Origin of the sequence: Paraburkholderia sp. HC6.4b, assembly GCF_014200875.1 — a bacterium.
Classification (GTDB): Bacteria; Pseudomonadota; Gammaproteobacteria; order Burkholderiales; family Burkholderiaceae; genus Paraburkholderia; species Paraburkholderia tuberum.
This window is the reverse complement of the sequence record NZ_JACHDC010000043.1, coordinates 1-16,205: the sequence shown is the minus strand read 5'-3', so window position 1 is coordinate 16,205 and position 16,205 is coordinate 1. Positions and strand designations below refer to the sequence as shown.

Below are 16,205 nucleotides of genomic sequence, written 5' to 3'. Positions count from 1 at the left end.
GGCGTGCTGGCGATGCCGCGGGTGGGTCAGGAAGTGCTGGTGACCTACGTGGACGGAGATCTGGACCGGCCGCTGGTGACGGGGATCGTCTACAACGGCGAGAACCCGACGCCCTACGACCTGCCGAAGGACACCCGCTATACGGGGATCGTGTCGCGCTCGCTGAAGACGCCCGGCGCGGTGCAGAACGCGAGCCAACTGACCTTCGACGACCAGCGCGGCGCGGAGCGCCTGATGCTGCACGCGGAGCGCGACATGCAGCAGACGGTCGAGCGCAACAGTTCGACGGCGGTGGGCCAGGACAGCAATACATCCGTGAAGGGCACGACGACCTCGGTCCACAATATATTGGTCAGCTATACCCGCATCTCCGTGTCGTACAAGGGCCTGTCGGTCGGCTTCACCGGCGTGGCCGCGAAGTTTACCGGCTCGAGCACGTCGTTCACCGGCACGAATACCAGCTTCACCGGCGTCTCGGCGTCCTTTACCGGCGTCAGCAAGTCGTTCACCGGCGTCAGGACCTCGCTCACCGGCGTGAGCACCAGCTTGACCGGCGTGTCGACGTCGTTCACCGGCGTCAGCACCTCGATCACCGGTGCCAAGACTGCCGTCATCGGCGTATCGAACAGCCTGACGGGCATCTCGTCATCGTTGACCGGCGTCAGAACATCGGTGACCGGTCAGTCCCAGAAACTCACGGGCGTATCGCTGTCGTACACCGGCACGTCGAACAGCATGACGGGCGCGAGCACGTCGGTGACCGGCACGAAGACAAGCATCACCGGTGCTGCTATTTCGAATACCGGCAGCAAGACGAGCGTGACCGGCGTGTCGAACTCCATGACCGGCAGTTCGATAAGCGTCACCGGCCAAAGCAGCTCAGTTAAAGGCGTGTCGATAAGCAACACCGGCCTGGATGTGTCGGCGACCGGCAACAGCGTGTCTCTGGACGGAGCCAGTTTTTCTTATAAGGCCGTGAAGTTCGACATCAAGCTGTTCGAATGGAGCAAGACCGCGATGCGCTTCAAATTCATCGGTGAAGGTAAGGCTTCGAAGTGAGGCGCGACTGAGCATGCGACACGTCAAACCACAATCGGCCCTCGTGAGCACGATCAATACGCAGATTGGCGCGCAGCCGATGCTCGCGGTCAGTATCGGGGTGGGCTTCAGACTCGATCAGCCTTCGATCCTCGTGCATGAAGCGGCCGTCTGGGAGGCCTTGAAGGCTGCCGCGCCGTCGATGCCGCTGTTCGAGGCGGCGCTGCCAAAGCAGCGCGCCGAATGGCTGCTTGCCGGCCATGCGTCGCATCCTGTCGCTCGCGGCACGCGCGCGCGCCATGTCGACTGGACCGCGTGGGTCGAGCTTGACGGCGTGCGCAAGATCGTGTCATGCGCGACGCAACTTGACGACACGCAACCGGAGGAAGGCTTTGCGCGTCTCGCGATCGACCACCGATACGCGGCCGCGGGTGGCGCGCGGGAAAACCCGCTTGGCGTGACGTCCGGCACGCCGCCGCTACAACAAGTGCGTACGTTCGGCGCGGGTCCCGCGCCGCTGGCAGCGATGGGCGCGATTGGCACCGATTGGCCCGAGCGCGTCCAATGGATGCCGCCGCGGGCAGGCACTGCCGGTGCGATGGCGGATGACGGCACCCACATGGGGTGGCCCGCGAGCGTCGATCGGCGGTTTTTTCAGCAGGCCGCGCCCGATCAGTGGGCGCGCGGCGAAGCGTGGGCATCAGGCGCGCGTTTCGAGCTGGCCGCGTTTGGCCCACGGGGCGAAGGGTATGCGGGCGAGCTGCCGCGTCTCGCGCCGATCGCGCTCGTCACGCACACGGGCCGGCCGGATATCGAGCGGCTGGCGCTCCGGCAACAGACTGTCTGGTTCCTGCCCGATCGCGGCATCGGCGTGCTGTGGTGGAACGGTATGAGCGCGCTCGATTTTCTGCTCGACGACAGCCCCTCGATGCTCGTAACGGCGTTCAGGGACAGCAGCGAGTCAGTCGACGTCGACGCCGTGATGGAATTCGCTGCCCGGCGCACCGACCTGAACTGCGCGGACCCGCTGCAATACGCGGACCACGAACTCATGCCGTCGATCGCGAATGGCTGGACATGGGAAATGATTCTTGGCGGGGACGATCATCCACGTTTTGCGCCTGCGTCGCGTGACTACGATGAGCTGCGCGAGCGCGTGGACGAACACCGCAAGCAGTTGCTCGAACTACGCGACGCGCGGCAGCGTCTCGATGCGTTCAGCGCGGAGAGCCGCGATGTGACGTTGCCCGAGGCGCCGCATGGCGACGCAAACTGGCGGGATCGGCTGAGCGATGCACAGACCCGTGAACTCGCGGACGTGACGATTCGCGATGCGGACCTGTCGTCGATGCGCTTCGACGGATGGAAGCTGGAGGACGTACGGTTCGAACGCTGCAGGTTCGATCGAAGCGAATGGTCGGGTTGCGATTTCACTCGCGTGCATGCGACCGACTGCTCGTTTGCCGGCGTGAAGATGAACGACGGGCGATGGAAAGGCGGCCATCTGCGGTGCTGTAGCCTCGCGGGCAGCGAATGGACGAATGCCGTCTTCGAGCAGATCTCGATCGACGAATGCACGCTCGATGATCTGAAGGCATCGGGCGGAGCATGGTCGATGACATCGCTGCAGGGATGCAGCGGCGCACGTGGCGTGATCGAGAACGTCAAATGGGATTCGATATCCTGGTCGGACGTTAGCGCGCCCGATTGGACCTGGGTGCGCGTGCGCGCCGACGGTTTCGCCATCGTCGAGTGCGACATGGCCGGCCTCGCGGTGTCGCGGTGCACGCTCGGCAAGCTGAGCGTGTTGAGCTCCGATCTATCGCGGAGCAACTGGCAGCGCAATGTCATGACGTTTGCCGTGCTGTCGCTCGGCACCTCGATGAGCGAAGCGCGGCTGGTGGACTGCGCGTTCAGATCATCGAGCCTGTTGGAGCTCCACGCGGACCGGATACGGGTCGACCATTGCTCGTTCATTCAGCTCAATGCGCAGCATCTGCGTGCATCGCAATCGCACTGGAGCGAATCGGAGCTGGACGGCGCCAACATGATGCACGCGCAATTGGCGCAGGCGTCGTTTGTCCGCTGTTCGCTGACGGAGGCGATGCTGTACGGCGCGAACCTGCGGGAGAGCCAGATGCACGACTGCAATCTCGCGCGTGCCCGCCTGTCGTGGAGCGAGCCGCCGGACCCCGGCGCGTGGCGGCACAACCTGACGACGGGGCTGGTCGATGTACCGGGGAGGGCGGGATGAATACGCACGACATGACGGCGTCAGCGCCTGCGTTGCCGAAAATCATCGAGGGGCAGCGTTATACGTCGCCGCAGCGCGACGTCGGGTTCGATGGGATGGTTTTCACGGACTGCCATTTCGACCACGTCGAATGGACCGGATGCCGTCTGTCGAATCTGCGTTTCGTGAATTGCACATTCGATGCGAACCGCTTCGACCATTGCGACCTGCTGGCGGTGGCACATGACGCGTGCAGGATTCGCTCGGGTGCATCGACGCATTGCGCGCTGGAGCGCGTGTCGTATTCCGAATGCGAAATCGAAGACGGTGCATGGACCGGCAGCTTGCTCAGGGATTCGATCGTTACGCATTCGACGGGTATGAACTGGACATTCGACGGCATGCGTGGCGCGCATTTTTCGCTCGTGACGAGCCGCCTCGACGGGCTCGCTCTGCTTGGCGGTCACTGGAGCGATACGGCGTGGATCGACAGCCAGTTGGCCGGTCTGCGGATCGAGAACGCGCGGCTGGAGAATTTCATCGTCGGGCAAAGCACGGCCGTGCGTACGTCGTTGAGCGGGTGCCACGGCATCAACGTGCGCTGGATCGGTTCGCGCATCGAGGACCTGGCGATCGATCGTTGCGACCTCAGGCAGGCGGCGTGGTCGCACAGCACCTGGCGCTCGGGCGAGATCCGCGCCTGCCAGCTTGCGCTGGCGAGCTTCGATTGCTCGGCCCTCGATGGTTTGACGGTAACGCAGAGCGATTTCTCACAGGCCATTTTCGACAACGCCCATATCACCGACAGCGAATTTCCGGAGTTGCACGCGCCGCGTATCGCGTTGCGTGACGCGTGGCTCACGCGCGTCAACTTCGCGGGCGCGCAGTTGCGGCAGATCGACGCGCGTGGCGCGTCACTCGAGGAAGTCGGCTTGCATGGCGCGGATTGCCGCGACGGCAATCTGCTGGGTCAGCCACGCGTCGCATGGCGTGCGGCCGACACGCGCAACGCGAATTTCGATGAAGCCATCGGCGCTGACGAACAGCTCTGGCGGCGTCGTCACCAACCGGGAGCAAGAAAGTATGACGACTAGTGTGCTGGAGCCGACCGCCGGACACGGCGCGCCATTGGACGCATCCGATGCGGCCGGATCGCGCGATGCGCTCACGAGAATCATGAACGGCAGTTTCCGGCCGTGCGCCACGGACCGCATGAACGCGACGACGGTATCGACGCAGCTCGCCCGTGTCGATGACGCGGGGACGGCGCAAGGCACCTGGCTCGTGACGATTCGTCCGGGTATTCAGTTGTGCGCGAAGCCGGCGGTGAGCTGCATCGTCGTGCCGCAACCGGGCGACCTCGTCCAGATTTGCGTCGACGGCGAGCGCTGCTGGGTGCTCGCGGTGCTCGAACGACGCGATGCGGGCAGTGAGCTTGCGCTCGATTTCGGCGACGCGCAGGTGTCGCTGCGCGCGCGCGAGATGCGCGTCGAAGTGTCCGACGGCTTGTCGTTCGAGGCGGCCCGGCTCACGAGCCGCGCGCAGCTCGTCACGCAGGCCGCCGCCGAGCGCCAGACACGGGTGAGCGGAACGGATACGACTCACGCGGGCAGCACCATCGTGCACAACGAGCGGCATCTGGCGATGCATGCGAAAAGTGCCTTCGTCACGGCGTCGGCGCTCATGAAGATCGACGCCGGCCAGATCCACATGGGCTAACGGCTGTTTGCTTTGCAGTTTCTCCAGGAGTTTCCATGTTTTCGAATTGCTCTGCCGGCGGAATGGCAATTGCGCCGGGCAACGACGTCTGCAAGACGCCGCCTGTCGCGATACCGATGTCCTATTCGAACATCGCGAACAAGTGCGAGGCGGTGCCCAACATTCCGACCATCATCTGCGCGGGCGGCCCGGTCCACAACATGAATACGATCATCCCGATCACGCACGCCGACGAGGCGGGATCGATGGGCGGTGTCGCGTCGGGCACGGTCGGCGGGCAGTCGCGGCACGTAAAAGGTTCGAGCAAGGTGATGATCCAGGGCGCGCCCGAGACGCGCCTCACGGACATGAACTTGCCGAACAGTCAGAACACGTCCGGCTTCTCGGCGGTTCCGTCGCAGACCATCACGATGACCCTCAGTTGATGCCGGGCGCCACATGAGCAGAAGCTTTTTCAAAGCGTTTGCGGTGACGGCGACGCTGACGATTCTCGCCGGATGTTCGGTGTTTTCCTCGTCGGAGCCGCAGCAGCCGCGTCAGTTGCACGTGACGCTGGTCGGCGGCAGCCGTCTGAACGTCTCCGCGAGCGGCGAGCCGCGTCCGATCCAGGCTTGCATCTACGTCGTGAGCGCGGCCGACTGGCTACCGGCGCCTGGCGGCGACGACTCTTCGTGCGCGTCGCGCGGTCAGGACAGCACGGTCGTCGCCGAATCGCGTCACGTGATCGCGCCGGACCAGGTGCTGCAGTTCTCGCTCGATCTGCCGCGTTCGGGCGAGCTCTGGCTCGTGACCGACGCGGACTATGCGCGGCGCCCGCCGAACTACGCGCCGTTGCGCATTCGGATCGAGGGCCGGGGACTGATTCATCAGGCCGTCTGGCTCGACCGCGACGGAATCTACAACGCGTCGTTGCCGGGCGCCGTGCCGGCCACGCGCGCTGACGAATCGCAGAGCGCGCGCAAGACGAAAACCACCGAAGGGACAAGGAGAAGCAGGCCATGAGCAGTCTGCCGGTAGGGCCGGTCGCATGGAGCGACGGCATGCTGATCGAGACGCAGCACTTTCAGCAACTGGAGCGGCACCTGGCGCATCAGGCCGCGCTGCGCCTTGACCAGACGTCGAACCACGGTTGGGGATTCACGTTACTCGATCTCGATCACGACGGTCTCGGGCTCGGCCGGCTCGCGCTGCGTCGCGCGCGTGGCGTGTTTCAGGACGGCACCGCGTTTTCGCTGCCATCGGACGATCCGCTGCCGCCTCCGCTCGAAACCGGGTTCGCGCAGGCGGGCGACATTGCGTTTCTCGCGCTTCAGGCCGCACGTACGGGCGCCCCGGAGATGGCGTTCGGCGACGTTGCGTCGGCGTCGCGCTATCGCGCGGTGTCGAGCGAGGTGCCGGATCTCGCGGTCGGACTCGACGCGCCGGGTACGCCGCGGCGCCTGACGATCGAGACGGGCCAACTCGCCACGCGGCTGTGCTGGAAGTCGCAGTTGCGCTCGGACGAAGTCTCACTGCCGATTGCTCGCGTCGCCGGCCGCAACGTGAGCGGCACGGTGTCACTCGATCCGCGCTTCATCCCGCCGCTGCTCGATACGCGCGCGCACCTCGTGCTGCGCTCGCTGATCGACGAACTGCAGAGCGCGTTGCGGGTGCGGCTCGCGAGCACGTCCGCGCAGCGCATGCTGTCGACGGGCGGCGGGCTCGCGGATCTGACCGAACTGCTGTTGAGGCAGGCGATCGCCGAATACAGGATGCGCCTCGCGAACCTCGACGCGTTCGATCCACTGCCGCCCGCCATGCTGTACCACGAACTCGTCGGTCTGCTCGGACGCCTGAGCGTGCTGCCGGGCGTCGACGACGGGCTCGCTGAGCGCGAGCTCGGCTACCGCCATAACGATCTGCAAACGAGTTTCGAACCGCTCGCGGCGCTGCTGCGAGAGGCGCTCGCGCGCGTGATCGAGACGCCGGTGGTGCCGCTGCGTTTCGAGGACCGGGGCGACCAGGTACACGTTTGCATCGTCGACAGGCAGTGGAACCTGAAGAAACTGGTGTTCGTGTTTTCGGCCGCGATGCCAGCAGACAAACTACGCCAGTTGCTGCCGCAGCAGGCCAAGCTGGGCGCCGTCGAGCAGATCCAGAAGCTTGTCGATCTGCAACTGCCGGGCGCGCGCCTGATCGCGCTGGCCAATCCGCCGCGCCAGATTCCGTACTACGCCCAGAGCACGTACTTCGAAGTGGAGTCGACCGATCCGTTCTGGACGCAGACCCTCGCCGGCTCGGCGATGGCGTTGCGCATCGTCGGCGACTTTCCCGAACTGCGCTTCGAAGCGTGGGGGCTCAGAGATGACAAGGTGGCCTGAACCACGACCCGAGACGCAATCCGCCATGAGCCTGCTGAGAAATCTATCCACCGCGTTACGCCGCGTTCCCTCGGCCGACCAGCTCGATCCCGCGAGCGCGAACCCGCTGCTTGCGACGCGCCTTGCGACGCTGGCATCGAGCTCCGCGGATGCGTTGCCGCGTGTCGATGAAGCGCCTTGCCACTCGGCCGTGTTGCAGTTGCCGGTGGCTGGCGGCACCGCCAAAGCGGACACCCGCCAGGGCTCCGCGCCGGTGCTGGTCCATGGAGCGCGCGGCGAGCAGACGGCGATCAGCAAAGCGGGGCAGCAGCAGGCGACCTGGAGCAACCCGTTCGTGTCGCATGCGCTGCCCGCGATGCTGCAACTGCAGCGGTATCGCGCGACGGCGCCGCTCAGCCAGAGCGCGATTCGTACGCAGTTCGGGCTCGAAGTGCGGCTCTATCGCGAGCGGCTCGCGGGCTCCGGCTGCGAATGGGAGCAGACGCGCGACGCGTCCTATCTGCTGTGCACCTTTCTCGACGAGACCGTCAATGATCTGGCGCGCGAGCAGTCGCAGACCGTGTATGACGGCGAACGCAGTCTTCTCGTCGAATTTCACGACGACGCATGGGGTGGCGAGGACGCGTTCGCCGATCTGTCGCGCTGGATGAAGGCCGCCGAACCCCCTGTCGCGCTGCTGTCGTTTTACGAACTGATCCTGTCTTTCGGCTGGCGCGGACGCTACCGCGTGCTCGATCGCGGCGACCTGCTGCTGCAGGATCTGCGCTCGCAACTGCACGCGCTGGTCTGGCATCACGCACAGCCGGGCCCGCTCGGCACGGAACTGTTCGAGCCGCCGAAGCGGCGGCGCTCGTGGTGGAACCCGACGCGCGCGGCGGCCGTCTCGCTCGGTGCGCTCGCGCTTGCCTACGGCGCGATCAGCGTCGGGCTGGATTCGCAGGGGCGGCCGATCCGCCACGCGCTCGCCGCGTGGATGCCGCCGACGCGGACGATCAATCTCGCCGAGACGCTGCCGCCGCCGTTGCCGCAGCTGCTGACAGAAGGGTGGCTCACCGCGTACAAGCATCCGCAGGGGTGGCTGCTCGTATTCAGGAGCGATGGCGCGTTCGACGCCGGCAAGGCCGGCGTGCGGCCGGACTTCATCAACAACATCGAGCGGCTCGGACTCGCATTCGCGCCGTGGCCGGGCGATCTCGAAGTGATCGGTCATACCGACCCGCAGCCGATCCACACGGGCGAGTTTCCGGACAACCAGGCGCTCTCGGAGGCGCGGGCGCGCACGGTCGCCGACGAGCTGCGCAAGACGGCGTTGCCGGGCGGCTCGCACGCGCCCCAGAACGCGGTGCAGCGGAACATCCAATACTCGGGACGCGGCGACAGTCAGCCGATCGACCCCGCGCGCACACCCGCCGCATACGAGCGCAACCGCCGCGTCGACGTGCTGTGGAAGGTGATTCCCGACGGCGGCGCGCGGCGCGAGAGCGGCGTCGAGCTGCGGCGGCCGGTGTCGCCCGCCGACGCGGCGGCGCGCCCGGCGATGCCGGAAGGTGTCGTCATCGCGCCTGAACCGCAATCGCCGTATGCAACGACCGAGGGCCGTCAGCCATGATCCGCACGAGCTTGAGAGTCTCCGTGGCGATCCTCGTCGCGCTTCTGATCTGGTGGGTCGGGCCGCTTTTCGCGTTCGGCATCTATCATCCGCTCGGCTCCGTGTGGGTGCGCGAGGTGCTGGTCGGGCTCGTGCTGTCGTGGGGCTGTTGGCCGACTCTGGCGCGCCTATGGGCGCGGCTCGCGATGAGTCCGCGGCAGATCAGGGTCGCGCCGCAGGCCAGGCAGCTCGACTTCGTCGACGGATACCTGCGCGAACTCGACCGGCAACTGAAGGCGCGCTGGCGCAAGGAGCCGGGGAGCCGCTGGCAGCGCTGGAGCGGCGCGCTCACGCGTGCATATCGCACGAGGCTGCCGTTGTATCTCGTGCTCGGCGCGCAAGGCAGCGGCAAGACCAGCCTCGTTGCGAAGGCGGCCGGTTCGTCCGGCGCACGCTACGACGGGGTACCGGGCGCGGACGCGACGTATGCGCGCGGCGACGACTTCAACTGCCGGGTCACGCACGACGCCGTGTGGATTGATATCGGCGGTCGCTGGAGCCTGCGCCCCGACGCCGGCGAGGCCGAGCTGGGCGCGTGGCGCAAGCTGCTGCGCGGGATCCGACGATTGCGCAAGGACGCGCCCGTGAGCGGCGTCGTGCTGTGCGTCGACAGCGCCGGGATGGTCGACGCGCCGATCGACACGCGCAAGGAGCTCGCCGACGCGGTGCGCGCGCGGCTCGAAGACGTGCGCGACGCATTCGGCCAGCAGGCGCCGGTGTACGTCGCGCTGAACGGGGTCGACCGGCTCGACGGGGCGGTGTCGATGCTGTCGCTGCTCGATGCGTCGAAATGGGCGAACGGCATGGGCTTCGCGCTCCCCGACGACGATGCGCAAGCCGATGCGTCGCGCGCCGACTCGGTCTGGCAACAGGCGCTGCTCGGCTTGCAGCAGCGGGTGCAGCAGCAGGTGCTGTACTCGGCGCCCGCCGCGGCCGACGTGTCGACGAATCACGCGCAACTGCGCTTCGTCGAGACGCTAAGCCGCCTGCACAAGGCGCTCGTCGCGTGGCTGCACGTCGCACTCGCGCCGGGCGACGCGCAGGAGGCCGCGCGGCTGCGCGGCGTCTGGCTGGGCTCGATGGCCGAGTTCGCCGCGCCGCAGCCGGCCGCGGCGGAGTTTGGCGCGTCGCAGCCGCCGGCGGCGCGGCTGAACGAGCTGTGGACGCCGCTCATCCGCCAGCTGGGACTGGAACGCGACGCGGCCCGCCCGAGCGGCTCGCGGACGTGGCGTGGCCGCCTCGGCGCCGCGCTGCGCTGGGGCGCCGTGCCGCTCGTCGCGCTGGGTTTGCTCGCGTGGTTCGGCTGGGGCTATGTAGCCGAGCGCGATTACCTCGACGGAGTGGGGGCGCAATTTGCCGAGGCGAAGCGGCTTGCACAGGCGCAGGTGTCGTACGGCGCGGACGGCGGCTCATCGCTCATCGAGATCGCAAGCCAGATGCGCTATGCGCAACTGCAGGCCGAAGGCGCCGCGCAGGGCGTGACGACGCCTTACTTCGAGCATGGGCTCGTTGCCGAGGTGGCACGCGCGACCTATTACCGGCATCTGCGCAAGATGCTGATGCCCGAGTTGTACAACGAGGTGCGGCGCACGCTGGTGTCGCAGCTCGACAGTGGCGCGGGCGACATCTACCAGACGCTGAAGGTCTACCTGATGCTTTGCCGTCCGTCTCGCCGCTCGGCCGACGAGGTCGTTCGCTGGCTCGATGGCCGCTGGGACGCGTTATCGGGCGGCCAGTATCCGGACGACGAGCGGCGCGCGCTGCTCGAGCACGTACGCACGCTGATCTCGCTGCCGGATCTTCCGGCGACGCCGGAAGACGGGAATCTCGTGCGCTCGGCGCGCGCGAAGGCCGCGCAGATTCCGCTCGTCACGCGCGTGTTGCAGCACATCCGCTCGCAGGGGTTGCCGGCGCAGGTCAACGACATTTCGCTGTCGCGCGCCGCCGGCTTCGAAGCGGCGATGAGTCTGCGCATGCGCAGCAACATGTCGGCCACCGACACCGCGGTGTCCGGCTGGTTCACGCGGGCCGGCTATACCGACGTGTTCATGCCGCGATTGCTCAAGAGCGCGCGCGCGATGCTCGAAGAGGACAGTTGGGTGCTGCGCGACGAGACGCTCGCGGGCAACAGCTTCGAGATCGACGGGCTCGTGCAGAAGCTCGCCGATTCCGCGCGCGATCAGTTCCTGCAGGACTACATCGCCGCGTGGCAGAACTTCCTGAATGACGTGACGGTGCGCGGCGTGACAGGTCTCGACGATGCGTCGCAGCTGGCCGCCGCGATGATGGAGGCGCAATCGCCGCTTGCGAGTCTGCTGCGCTTCGCGGGGCGCGAGACGACGCTGACGGGTGCCGGTGACGAGGGCAACATCGATAGCTGGGTCGACCGTCAGAAATATCGCTTCGAGCAGGGGCGCCGCCAGGTCGTCGGCGAACTGAACGGTCAGCACTACCGGACTGTGCTGCTGCCCGAGCACGTCGTCGAGGAGCACTTCCAGGCGGTTCGCCAGCTCGCCGCGGAGTTGAATCGCAACGGCACCGTCGCAAGCAATCCGCTGTCGCGACTGTTCGAGCCGGTCTACCGGCAGCTCGGGCTCGTCAACGGCGCGCTGCTGGCGGGGCAGGTGCTGCCCGCGCAGTACGATGCGTTCGCGCAGTTGAAGGAGACGGCCGCGCGTCAGCCGGAACCCGTGCGCGGGATCATGCTCGACCTCGTGAGCAGCGGCACGACGATGTCGACGCGCGAAACGGGCGCGCTCCTCAGTCGCGGCGCGGCAGGCGCGACGAAGACAGTCTGCGATCAGGGCTTCACGAGCCGCTATCCGTTCCGTCGCGGTGCGCAGGGGGATGCTGGTGTCGAGGATTTCGAACGGCTGTTCGGCGCGCAAGGACTGATGGCGACTTACTTCCGCGATCATCTTGCCGCCTATGTCGATACGTCGACGAAACCCTGGCAGGCATTGCGTTCCAACGGCGGCCCGACCGGCATGGTCAGTCAGCCGGTTCTCGATTCATACGAGAGCGCCGAGCGCATCCGCGGCGCGGCGCTGGACGAGTCGGGGCACCTGCGCATCTCCACCGTGCTGCGCTTCATCGACATGGACTCCCAACTGTCCGACGCGCAGTTGAGCGTTGCTGGGCAGACGCTGCGCTTTGCGCACGGTGTGACGTCGCCGCACCGGATCGACTGGAGCGGCCAGAACACACCGCTTGCGATCCGGCTGCAGGTGAAGGCCGTCGATGGCCGGATGACGACGCTGCAGTTCGACGGGCCGTGGGCGCTGTTCCGTTTCTTCGACGCGGGCCAGGCGGCCGGCGGCGCGGGCACGGCGGACCGGCGCGAGCGGCTGTACCACACGAGCCTCGGCACGGTCCGTATCGAATGGCAGGCGTTGACGCTGCCGTCGCCTCTATGGTCGGGCATCCTGCAGTCGTTCAGGTGTCCATCCTGATGCGTTCGCGCATCGGTAGTCACGCGCCACAGCGCGCATCAATCTGAAGGGAAAACGAAATGATCGATCCGAAGGAAATTCTCGCCGCATGCAGCAATGCACATCAGTACGGACAGGACGCCAGCAGCTCGATGGCGCAGCCGTTCCTTGACTCGGTCCCGGATATGTCGACGGCTTCATCGAGCAATGCCAGCAACGTGATCGGAGGCGTGCAGCAGATCGGCGCGAAGATGCTCGAGCACATGTCGACAATCAAGGCCTCAGTCGACAAGCAGGTGATGATGCACCAGGACAAGCAGCAGCGTCAGAAGACGTATGACTTCAACGTCGATATGCGCGATCTGCGTCCGACCACTTCCGTCGGTTTTCCGGAAGAGATGGCCGACTCGTTCTTCGCCCCTTTCGGGACCGGGCAATGATGCGCTTTGGTAGCGCGTCGGCGCGCCCGCTCGAACTTTTTGAAGATGGAGACATTTCGATGACGAAACGAATTCTGGCCGGGATCGTGGTGGGGTTGATCTCGGTGAGCAGTCACGCGCAGTTGAGCCAGTTGTTCCAGTCGGCGAAGGAACAGGTCACGCAGGCGGCGACAACGCAGCTTTCCCAAGGCGTGCGCTCGGCGACCGACGACGCGGTGCAGACGACGTCGACACATGCACACAAGGCCATCGAGTCGGTGCGCTCGCCGTCGTCAACGTCCATCACGTCCGCGACAGCGCAGGCGGGCGACGCGACGCTGGGCGAAGCGCGCAGGTAGCGCGCTCACGCGCGCAAGGCTTGCGTGGCGCGGGGGGCCGCGCAAGCCGCTTGCACGGGGGCTCGGTGGAGTGGTCGAGCACCTCGGTTGATTTCCTTTGGTTGTGTCGTTCGTACGCCGCTAATGCCGCACGCCACGCGAGCAGAAGCTCAGTCGTCGATCGTTTCGTGGACCGCGACCGCGCCCTGTTTCCAGTAGCTGGCCGCGCGAATCCGCGTTTTGTCGACGCCGCGCTCGCCGCACAGATGTTGACGCACCGCGCGGATCGTCGCCGCTTCGCCGGCGGCCCACACATAGCCTTCACCGTTCACCGGCAGCCAGGTATCGCGCACCGCGTGCAACAGCGCTTCGCCGCGCGTGCCGTTTTGCGTGTTGGCTTCGCTGCGATAGCACCAGACCAGATGCACCTCGGCCTGCGTCGTGAACTCGATGCGCGCCGACGGATCGGCGACCTCGATCACCGCGGTGACGCGCGTGCCGGCCGGCAACTCTTCGAGACGGCGCGCGATCGCGGGCAGCGCGGTGTCGTCGCCGATCAGCAGATGCCAGTCGAAGCCGGTCGGAATCACCAGCGAACCGCGCGGGCCGCCGACGCCCAGATACTGGCCCGCCTGCGCCTGCGCGGCCCACGTCGCCGCGGGGCCCGCGTCGTGCATCGCGAACTCGATGTCGAGCTCGCGGGCGTCGCGATCGAAACGGCGCGGCGTGAAATCGCGCGCGGTCGGCCGCTTGCCTTCCGGGAACACCGGGCCGTCGGGGCCGGCTTGCGGCAGCGTAGGTTTGTCGGCGCCGGGGTCGGGGAAGAAGACCTTGATGTGATCGTCGAACGAGGCTGAGACGAAGTCGTCCAGATCGGCGCCGGTGAAGGTCACGCGAATCAGGTGCGGCGTCAGCGCGCGCACCTGCTTGACCTGCAGCAGACGAAACTTCAACGGATGCCGTACGCGATGCACGGCGAGATCAGGGCGAGTGGGTTGCTCTTGCATGTGGGCGATGCTCCAGTTCGGTTCGGGAGGACGCGCGGGTCGCCTCGTGGACGGGCGCGCGTTGTCAGGCGGTCGGCTCGCTGTCGTTGCCGGGCTTTGCGATGTCGCCACGGTTGCCGCCTTCGATTTCTTTGGCCGCGCGCATCAGGATCGCTGCGATGCGGCGCTGTTCGTCGGCCGGCGCGTTGTCGCGGCGCAGCAGCGCGTTCTTCAGCGTGCGGCGCGCTTCATTCAGCTCGGGCACCCAGCCGCCTTCGCTGACGTCGGCCGGCTCCTCGCCGGCAAACGCGCGGCGCACCGAATCCATCTTGCGTGCGATATGCGAGAGTCGCGCGAGCATCAGCTCGACGCGCTCGCGGTTCGCGGCCAGATATTCGCGGCCCGCATCCGCCAGCTCATAGCGCTTGCGGTTGCCTTCGAGCTGCACGGTGACGTAGCCGAGTTCTTCGAGATAGGTCAGCGCTGGATAGACCATGCCGGGGCTCGGGCTGTAGAAGCCGTTCGAGCGCGTTTCGAGCGCCTTGATCAACTCGTAGCCGTGACTCGGCTGCGCTTCGATCAGCGATAGCAGCAGCAGTTGCAGATCGTCGGAGCTGAATTTGCGGCCACGCGGGAAACCATCGCCGTCGCCGCCGAAGCCGCCGGGGCCGCCGCCACCGTATCTGCCCGGACCGCCGAAACCACCGCCGAAGCGCGAGCCACGGCCGCCGAAGCGCCATTCGTGATGGCGGCCAAAGGCGTGACGCAAAACGTGCAGCAGGTAGTGGTGGCGGGCGCCGGAGGAAGCGCATGCTTCGGAGGCGCCCAGGTCGGCGACTTCGCTCGCCTGCGGCGACGGAAGGCGGAAACCGGCATGAAAACGGTCGCGCGCGCCGCGCGGACCGGAAAAATGATGAGGATGACGCATCTGGGACTCTCCTATGAGTGTCGTAAGATGCATCTTAAGATATATATCTTAAGATTGTCTGTCAAACTCTTTTTGCGATCTTATCGGCGCACAACAAAGTCTGCGGCATACGAAAACCCCGCTTTCAGAGACAACAAAGTCTGCAGCAAGTCCAAAAAGCGCATTGCAATGCAGCATTTTCTGCCGGGGTTAGCAGGGTTTGAACGCCTGAAAGTAGGGCGGAAGCAATGGCGTTTTTTCGGTCGCTTAAATAGGGATGGATTGAAGTGATCCCGTGCCTCGGATCAAGCAGACGTCTTCGACTCATGACTTTCGGACTCTTGCTCATGCGGAGATTGTCGCCCTTGCCGAAGACGCGCAACATCCACTGGTCGGCCTCGTCGACATTGATCCGCGGCAGCGCCAGATTCTCATTCCACACCAGCTCCGCCACGGAATGCATGCTGGCGCTCGGAGATGGTATGGCTGACTACATGAGGGTGCGCATTCGTCCCGCCGGAGGCGGCGCTCCACGAATGTTTCGATGCGCTTTCATGCCGGTGGCCTTCTTAAGGCGGGAAGGAGGTGCGGGCCAGGCTCGTGACTAGCCCATCGCCGGAATCGGGCGACATTCGCGGGCAGTTTCGAGTGGCGCAATGTCGGCCATTGCCGACGGTCAGCTATTGGCTGTGGTCGGTCGGCTTCACGACACTCTCCGGCCGTTCACACCCTCAGCGGTCGTGAGCGACGCGTCTCGCCATCCCCAACGCGTACTTACGACCCACAACAGCCCGTTGACGCCCTTAGGAACGGACACTCGCGACGGGCAACGCGGGCCTAGATTTTCGGGGTAGAACAACCGATTAGTCGTGACATGCGCAAAGTTCGAACTCATGGCCATCAGGGCTAACGAACACAATGCTCTTCATGGCTTCATTGTTTAGCCCGTCGAGAGCGACTGTTGCCCCAAAAGCCTTGGCGCGATCCAGAAATATATGCAGGGCGGATACGTCAAATTCGAACACAGGAACGGGCAGTCTCAAGAGTCAAGTGCAACGTTTAGCTAATCCAGCCTTCTCTAACTCTTTAGCCATTGCTTCCTCGGGGGAGTCCCAGCCGAGCGTCT

14 protein-coding genes are annotated in these 16,205 nt (G+C 65.8%); 11 read left to right on the top strand and 3 right to left on the bottom strand.

What is annotated here, in order from left to right:
- From HDG34_RS38130 to HDG34_RS38080, 11 genes are all read left to right on the top strand, one after another.
- Positions 1-1,059, top strand: a 1,059-nt coding sequence (locus HDG34_RS38130) for a bacteriophage T4 gp5 trimerisation domain-containing protein (RefSeq protein ID WP_409259772.1), incomplete at its 5' end; no start/stop codon positions are given.
- A gap of 13 nt (positions 1,060-1,072) precedes the next feature.
- Positions 1,073-3,292, top strand: a complete 2,220-nt coding sequence (locus HDG34_RS38125) for a pentapeptide repeat-containing protein (RefSeq protein WP_184069043.1) — start codon at positions 1,073-1,075, stop codon at positions 3,290-3,292.
- Positions 3,289-4,365 (top strand): pentapeptide repeat-containing protein, encoded by a 1,077-nt coding sequence (locus tag HDG34_RS38120; RefSeq protein WP_184069046.1) that lies wholly within the window; start codon positions 3,289-3,291, stop codon positions 4,363-4,365. The genes HDG34_RS38125 and HDG34_RS38120 overlap by 4 nt, the downstream gene beginning before the upstream one ends.
- Positions 4,355-4,990, top strand: coding sequence for a DUF3540 domain-containing protein (locus HDG34_RS38115; RefSeq protein WP_184069040.1), 636 nt, complete (start codon positions 4,355-4,357; stop codon positions 4,988-4,990). The genes HDG34_RS38120 and HDG34_RS38115 overlap by 11 nt, the downstream gene beginning before the upstream one ends.
- A 35-nt stretch (positions 4,991-5,025) precedes the next feature.
- Positions 5,026-5,415, top strand: a complete 390-nt coding sequence (locus tag HDG34_RS38110) for a DUF4150 domain-containing protein (RefSeq protein ID WP_184069037.1) — start codon at positions 5,026-5,028, stop codon at positions 5,413-5,415.
- 13 nt (positions 5,416-5,428) lie between these two features.
- The gene (locus HDG34_RS38105) at positions 5,429-5,992 is read left to right on the top strand and encodes a type VI secretion lipoprotein TssJ (protein ID WP_184069034.1); all 564 of its coding nucleotides are present in this window, start codon (positions 5,429-5,431) and stop codon (positions 5,990-5,992) included.
- Positions 5,989-7,350: a type VI secretion system baseplate subunit TssK gene (tssK, locus tag HDG34_RS38100; protein WP_184069031.1), complete on the top strand. Its 1,362-nt coding sequence runs from the start codon at positions 5,989-5,991 to the stop codon at positions 7,348-7,350. Before HDG34_RS38105 ends, tssK begins: the two co-directional genes overlap by 4 nt.
- A gap of 25 nt (positions 7,351-7,375) precedes the next feature.
- Entirely contained in the window at positions 7,376-8,959 is a 1,584-nt protein-coding gene (gene icmH, locus HDG34_RS38095; RefSeq protein ID WP_184069028.1) for a type IVB secretion system protein IcmH/DotU, read from the top strand.
- The gene (gene tssM, locus HDG34_RS38090) at positions 8,956-12,450 is read left to right on the top strand and encodes a type VI secretion system membrane subunit TssM (RefSeq protein ID WP_184069025.1); all 3,495 of its coding nucleotides are present in this window, start codon (positions 8,956-8,958) and stop codon (positions 12,448-12,450) included. The genes icmH and tssM overlap by 4 nt, the downstream gene beginning before the upstream one ends.
- A gap of 59 nt (positions 12,451-12,509) precedes the next feature.
- Positions 12,510-12,869, top strand: coding sequence for a DUF6277 family protein (locus tag HDG34_RS38085; RefSeq protein WP_184069022.1), 360 nt, complete (start codon positions 12,510-12,512; stop codon positions 12,867-12,869).
- 59 nt (positions 12,870-12,928) lie between these two features.
- On the top strand, positions 12,929-13,207 hold the full coding sequence (locus HDG34_RS38080) for a hypothetical protein (RefSeq protein WP_184069020.1): 279 nt from the start codon (positions 12,929-12,931) through the stop codon (positions 13,205-13,207).
- A gap of 149 nt (positions 13,208-13,356) precedes the next feature.
- Here the strand turns inward: HDG34_RS38080 and HDG34_RS38075 are convergent, their stop codons facing one another.
- The 3 genes from HDG34_RS38075 to HDG34_RS38065 all read right to left on the bottom strand — a co-directional run bounded on the left by HDG34_RS38075 (position 13,357) and on the right by HDG34_RS38065 (position 15,542).
- On the bottom strand, positions 13,357-14,193 hold the full coding sequence (locus tag HDG34_RS38075) for a siderophore-interacting protein (protein ID WP_184069017.1): 837 nt from the start codon (positions 14,191-14,193) through the stop codon (positions 13,357-13,359).
- A gap of 64 nt (positions 14,194-14,257) precedes the next feature.
- Positions 14,258-15,100: a PadR family transcriptional regulator gene (locus tag HDG34_RS38070; protein WP_184069014.1), complete on the bottom strand. Its 843-nt coding sequence runs from the start codon at positions 15,098-15,100 to the stop codon at positions 14,258-14,260.
- Between the two features lie 124 nt (positions 15,101-15,224).
- The gene (locus HDG34_RS38065; RefSeq protein WP_184069011.1) at positions 15,225-15,542 is read right to left on the bottom strand and encodes a hypothetical protein; all 318 of its coding nucleotides are present in this window, start codon (positions 15,540-15,542) and stop codon (positions 15,225-15,227) included.
- Between the last annotated feature and the right edge of the window lie 663 nt (positions 15,543-16,205).

What these genes read in the sequence shown, in the direction of transcription:
- HDG34_RS38065 (WP_184069011.1), bottom strand. Translation starts at nt 15,542, where the DNA reads ATGCATTCCGTGGCGGAGCTGGTGTGGAATGAGAATCTGGCGCTGCCG.
- HDG34_RS38075 (WP_184069017.1), bottom strand. Translation starts at nt 14,193, where the DNA reads ATGCAAGAGCAACCCACTCGCCCTGATCTCGCCGTGCATCGCGTACGG.
- HDG34_RS38105 (WP_184069034.1), top strand. Translation starts at nt 5,429, where the DNA reads ATGAGCAGAAGCTTTTTCAAAGCGTTTGCGGTGACGGCGACGCTGACG.
- HDG34_RS38115 (WP_184069040.1), top strand. Translation starts at nt 4,355, where the DNA reads ATGACGACTAGTGTGCTGGAGCCGACCGCCGGACACGGCGCGCCATTG.
- HDG34_RS38070 (WP_184069014.1), bottom strand. Translation starts at nt 15,100, where the DNA reads ATGCGTCATCCTCATCATTTTTCCGGTCCGCGCGGCGCGCGCGACCGT.
- HDG34_RS38080 (WP_184069020.1), top strand. Translation starts at nt 12,929, where the DNA reads ATGACGAAACGAATTCTGGCCGGGATCGTGGTGGGGTTGATCTCGGTG.
- HDG34_RS38125 (WP_184069043.1), top strand. Translation starts at nt 1,073, where the DNA reads ATGCGACACGTCAAACCACAATCGGCCCTCGTGAGCACGATCAATACG.
- HDG34_RS38110 (WP_184069037.1), top strand. Translation starts at nt 5,026, where the DNA reads ATGTTTTCGAATTGCTCTGCCGGCGGAATGGCAATTGCGCCGGGCAAC.
- tssK (WP_184069031.1), top strand. Translation starts at nt 5,989, where the DNA reads ATGAGCAGTCTGCCGGTAGGGCCGGTCGCATGGAGCGACGGCATGCTG.
- icmH (WP_184069028.1), top strand. Translation starts at nt 7,376, where the DNA reads ATGAGCCTGCTGAGAAATCTATCCACCGCGTTACGCCGCGTTCCCTCG.
- tssM (WP_184069025.1), top strand. Translation starts at nt 8,956, where the DNA reads ATGATCCGCACGAGCTTGAGAGTCTCCGTGGCGATCCTCGTCGCGCTT.
- HDG34_RS38085 (WP_184069022.1), top strand. Translation starts at nt 12,510, where the DNA reads ATGATCGATCCGAAGGAAATTCTCGCCGCATGCAGCAATGCACATCAG.
- HDG34_RS38120 (WP_184069046.1), top strand. Translation starts at nt 3,289, where the DNA reads ATGAATACGCACGACATGACGGCGTCAGCGCCTGCGTTGCCGAAAATC.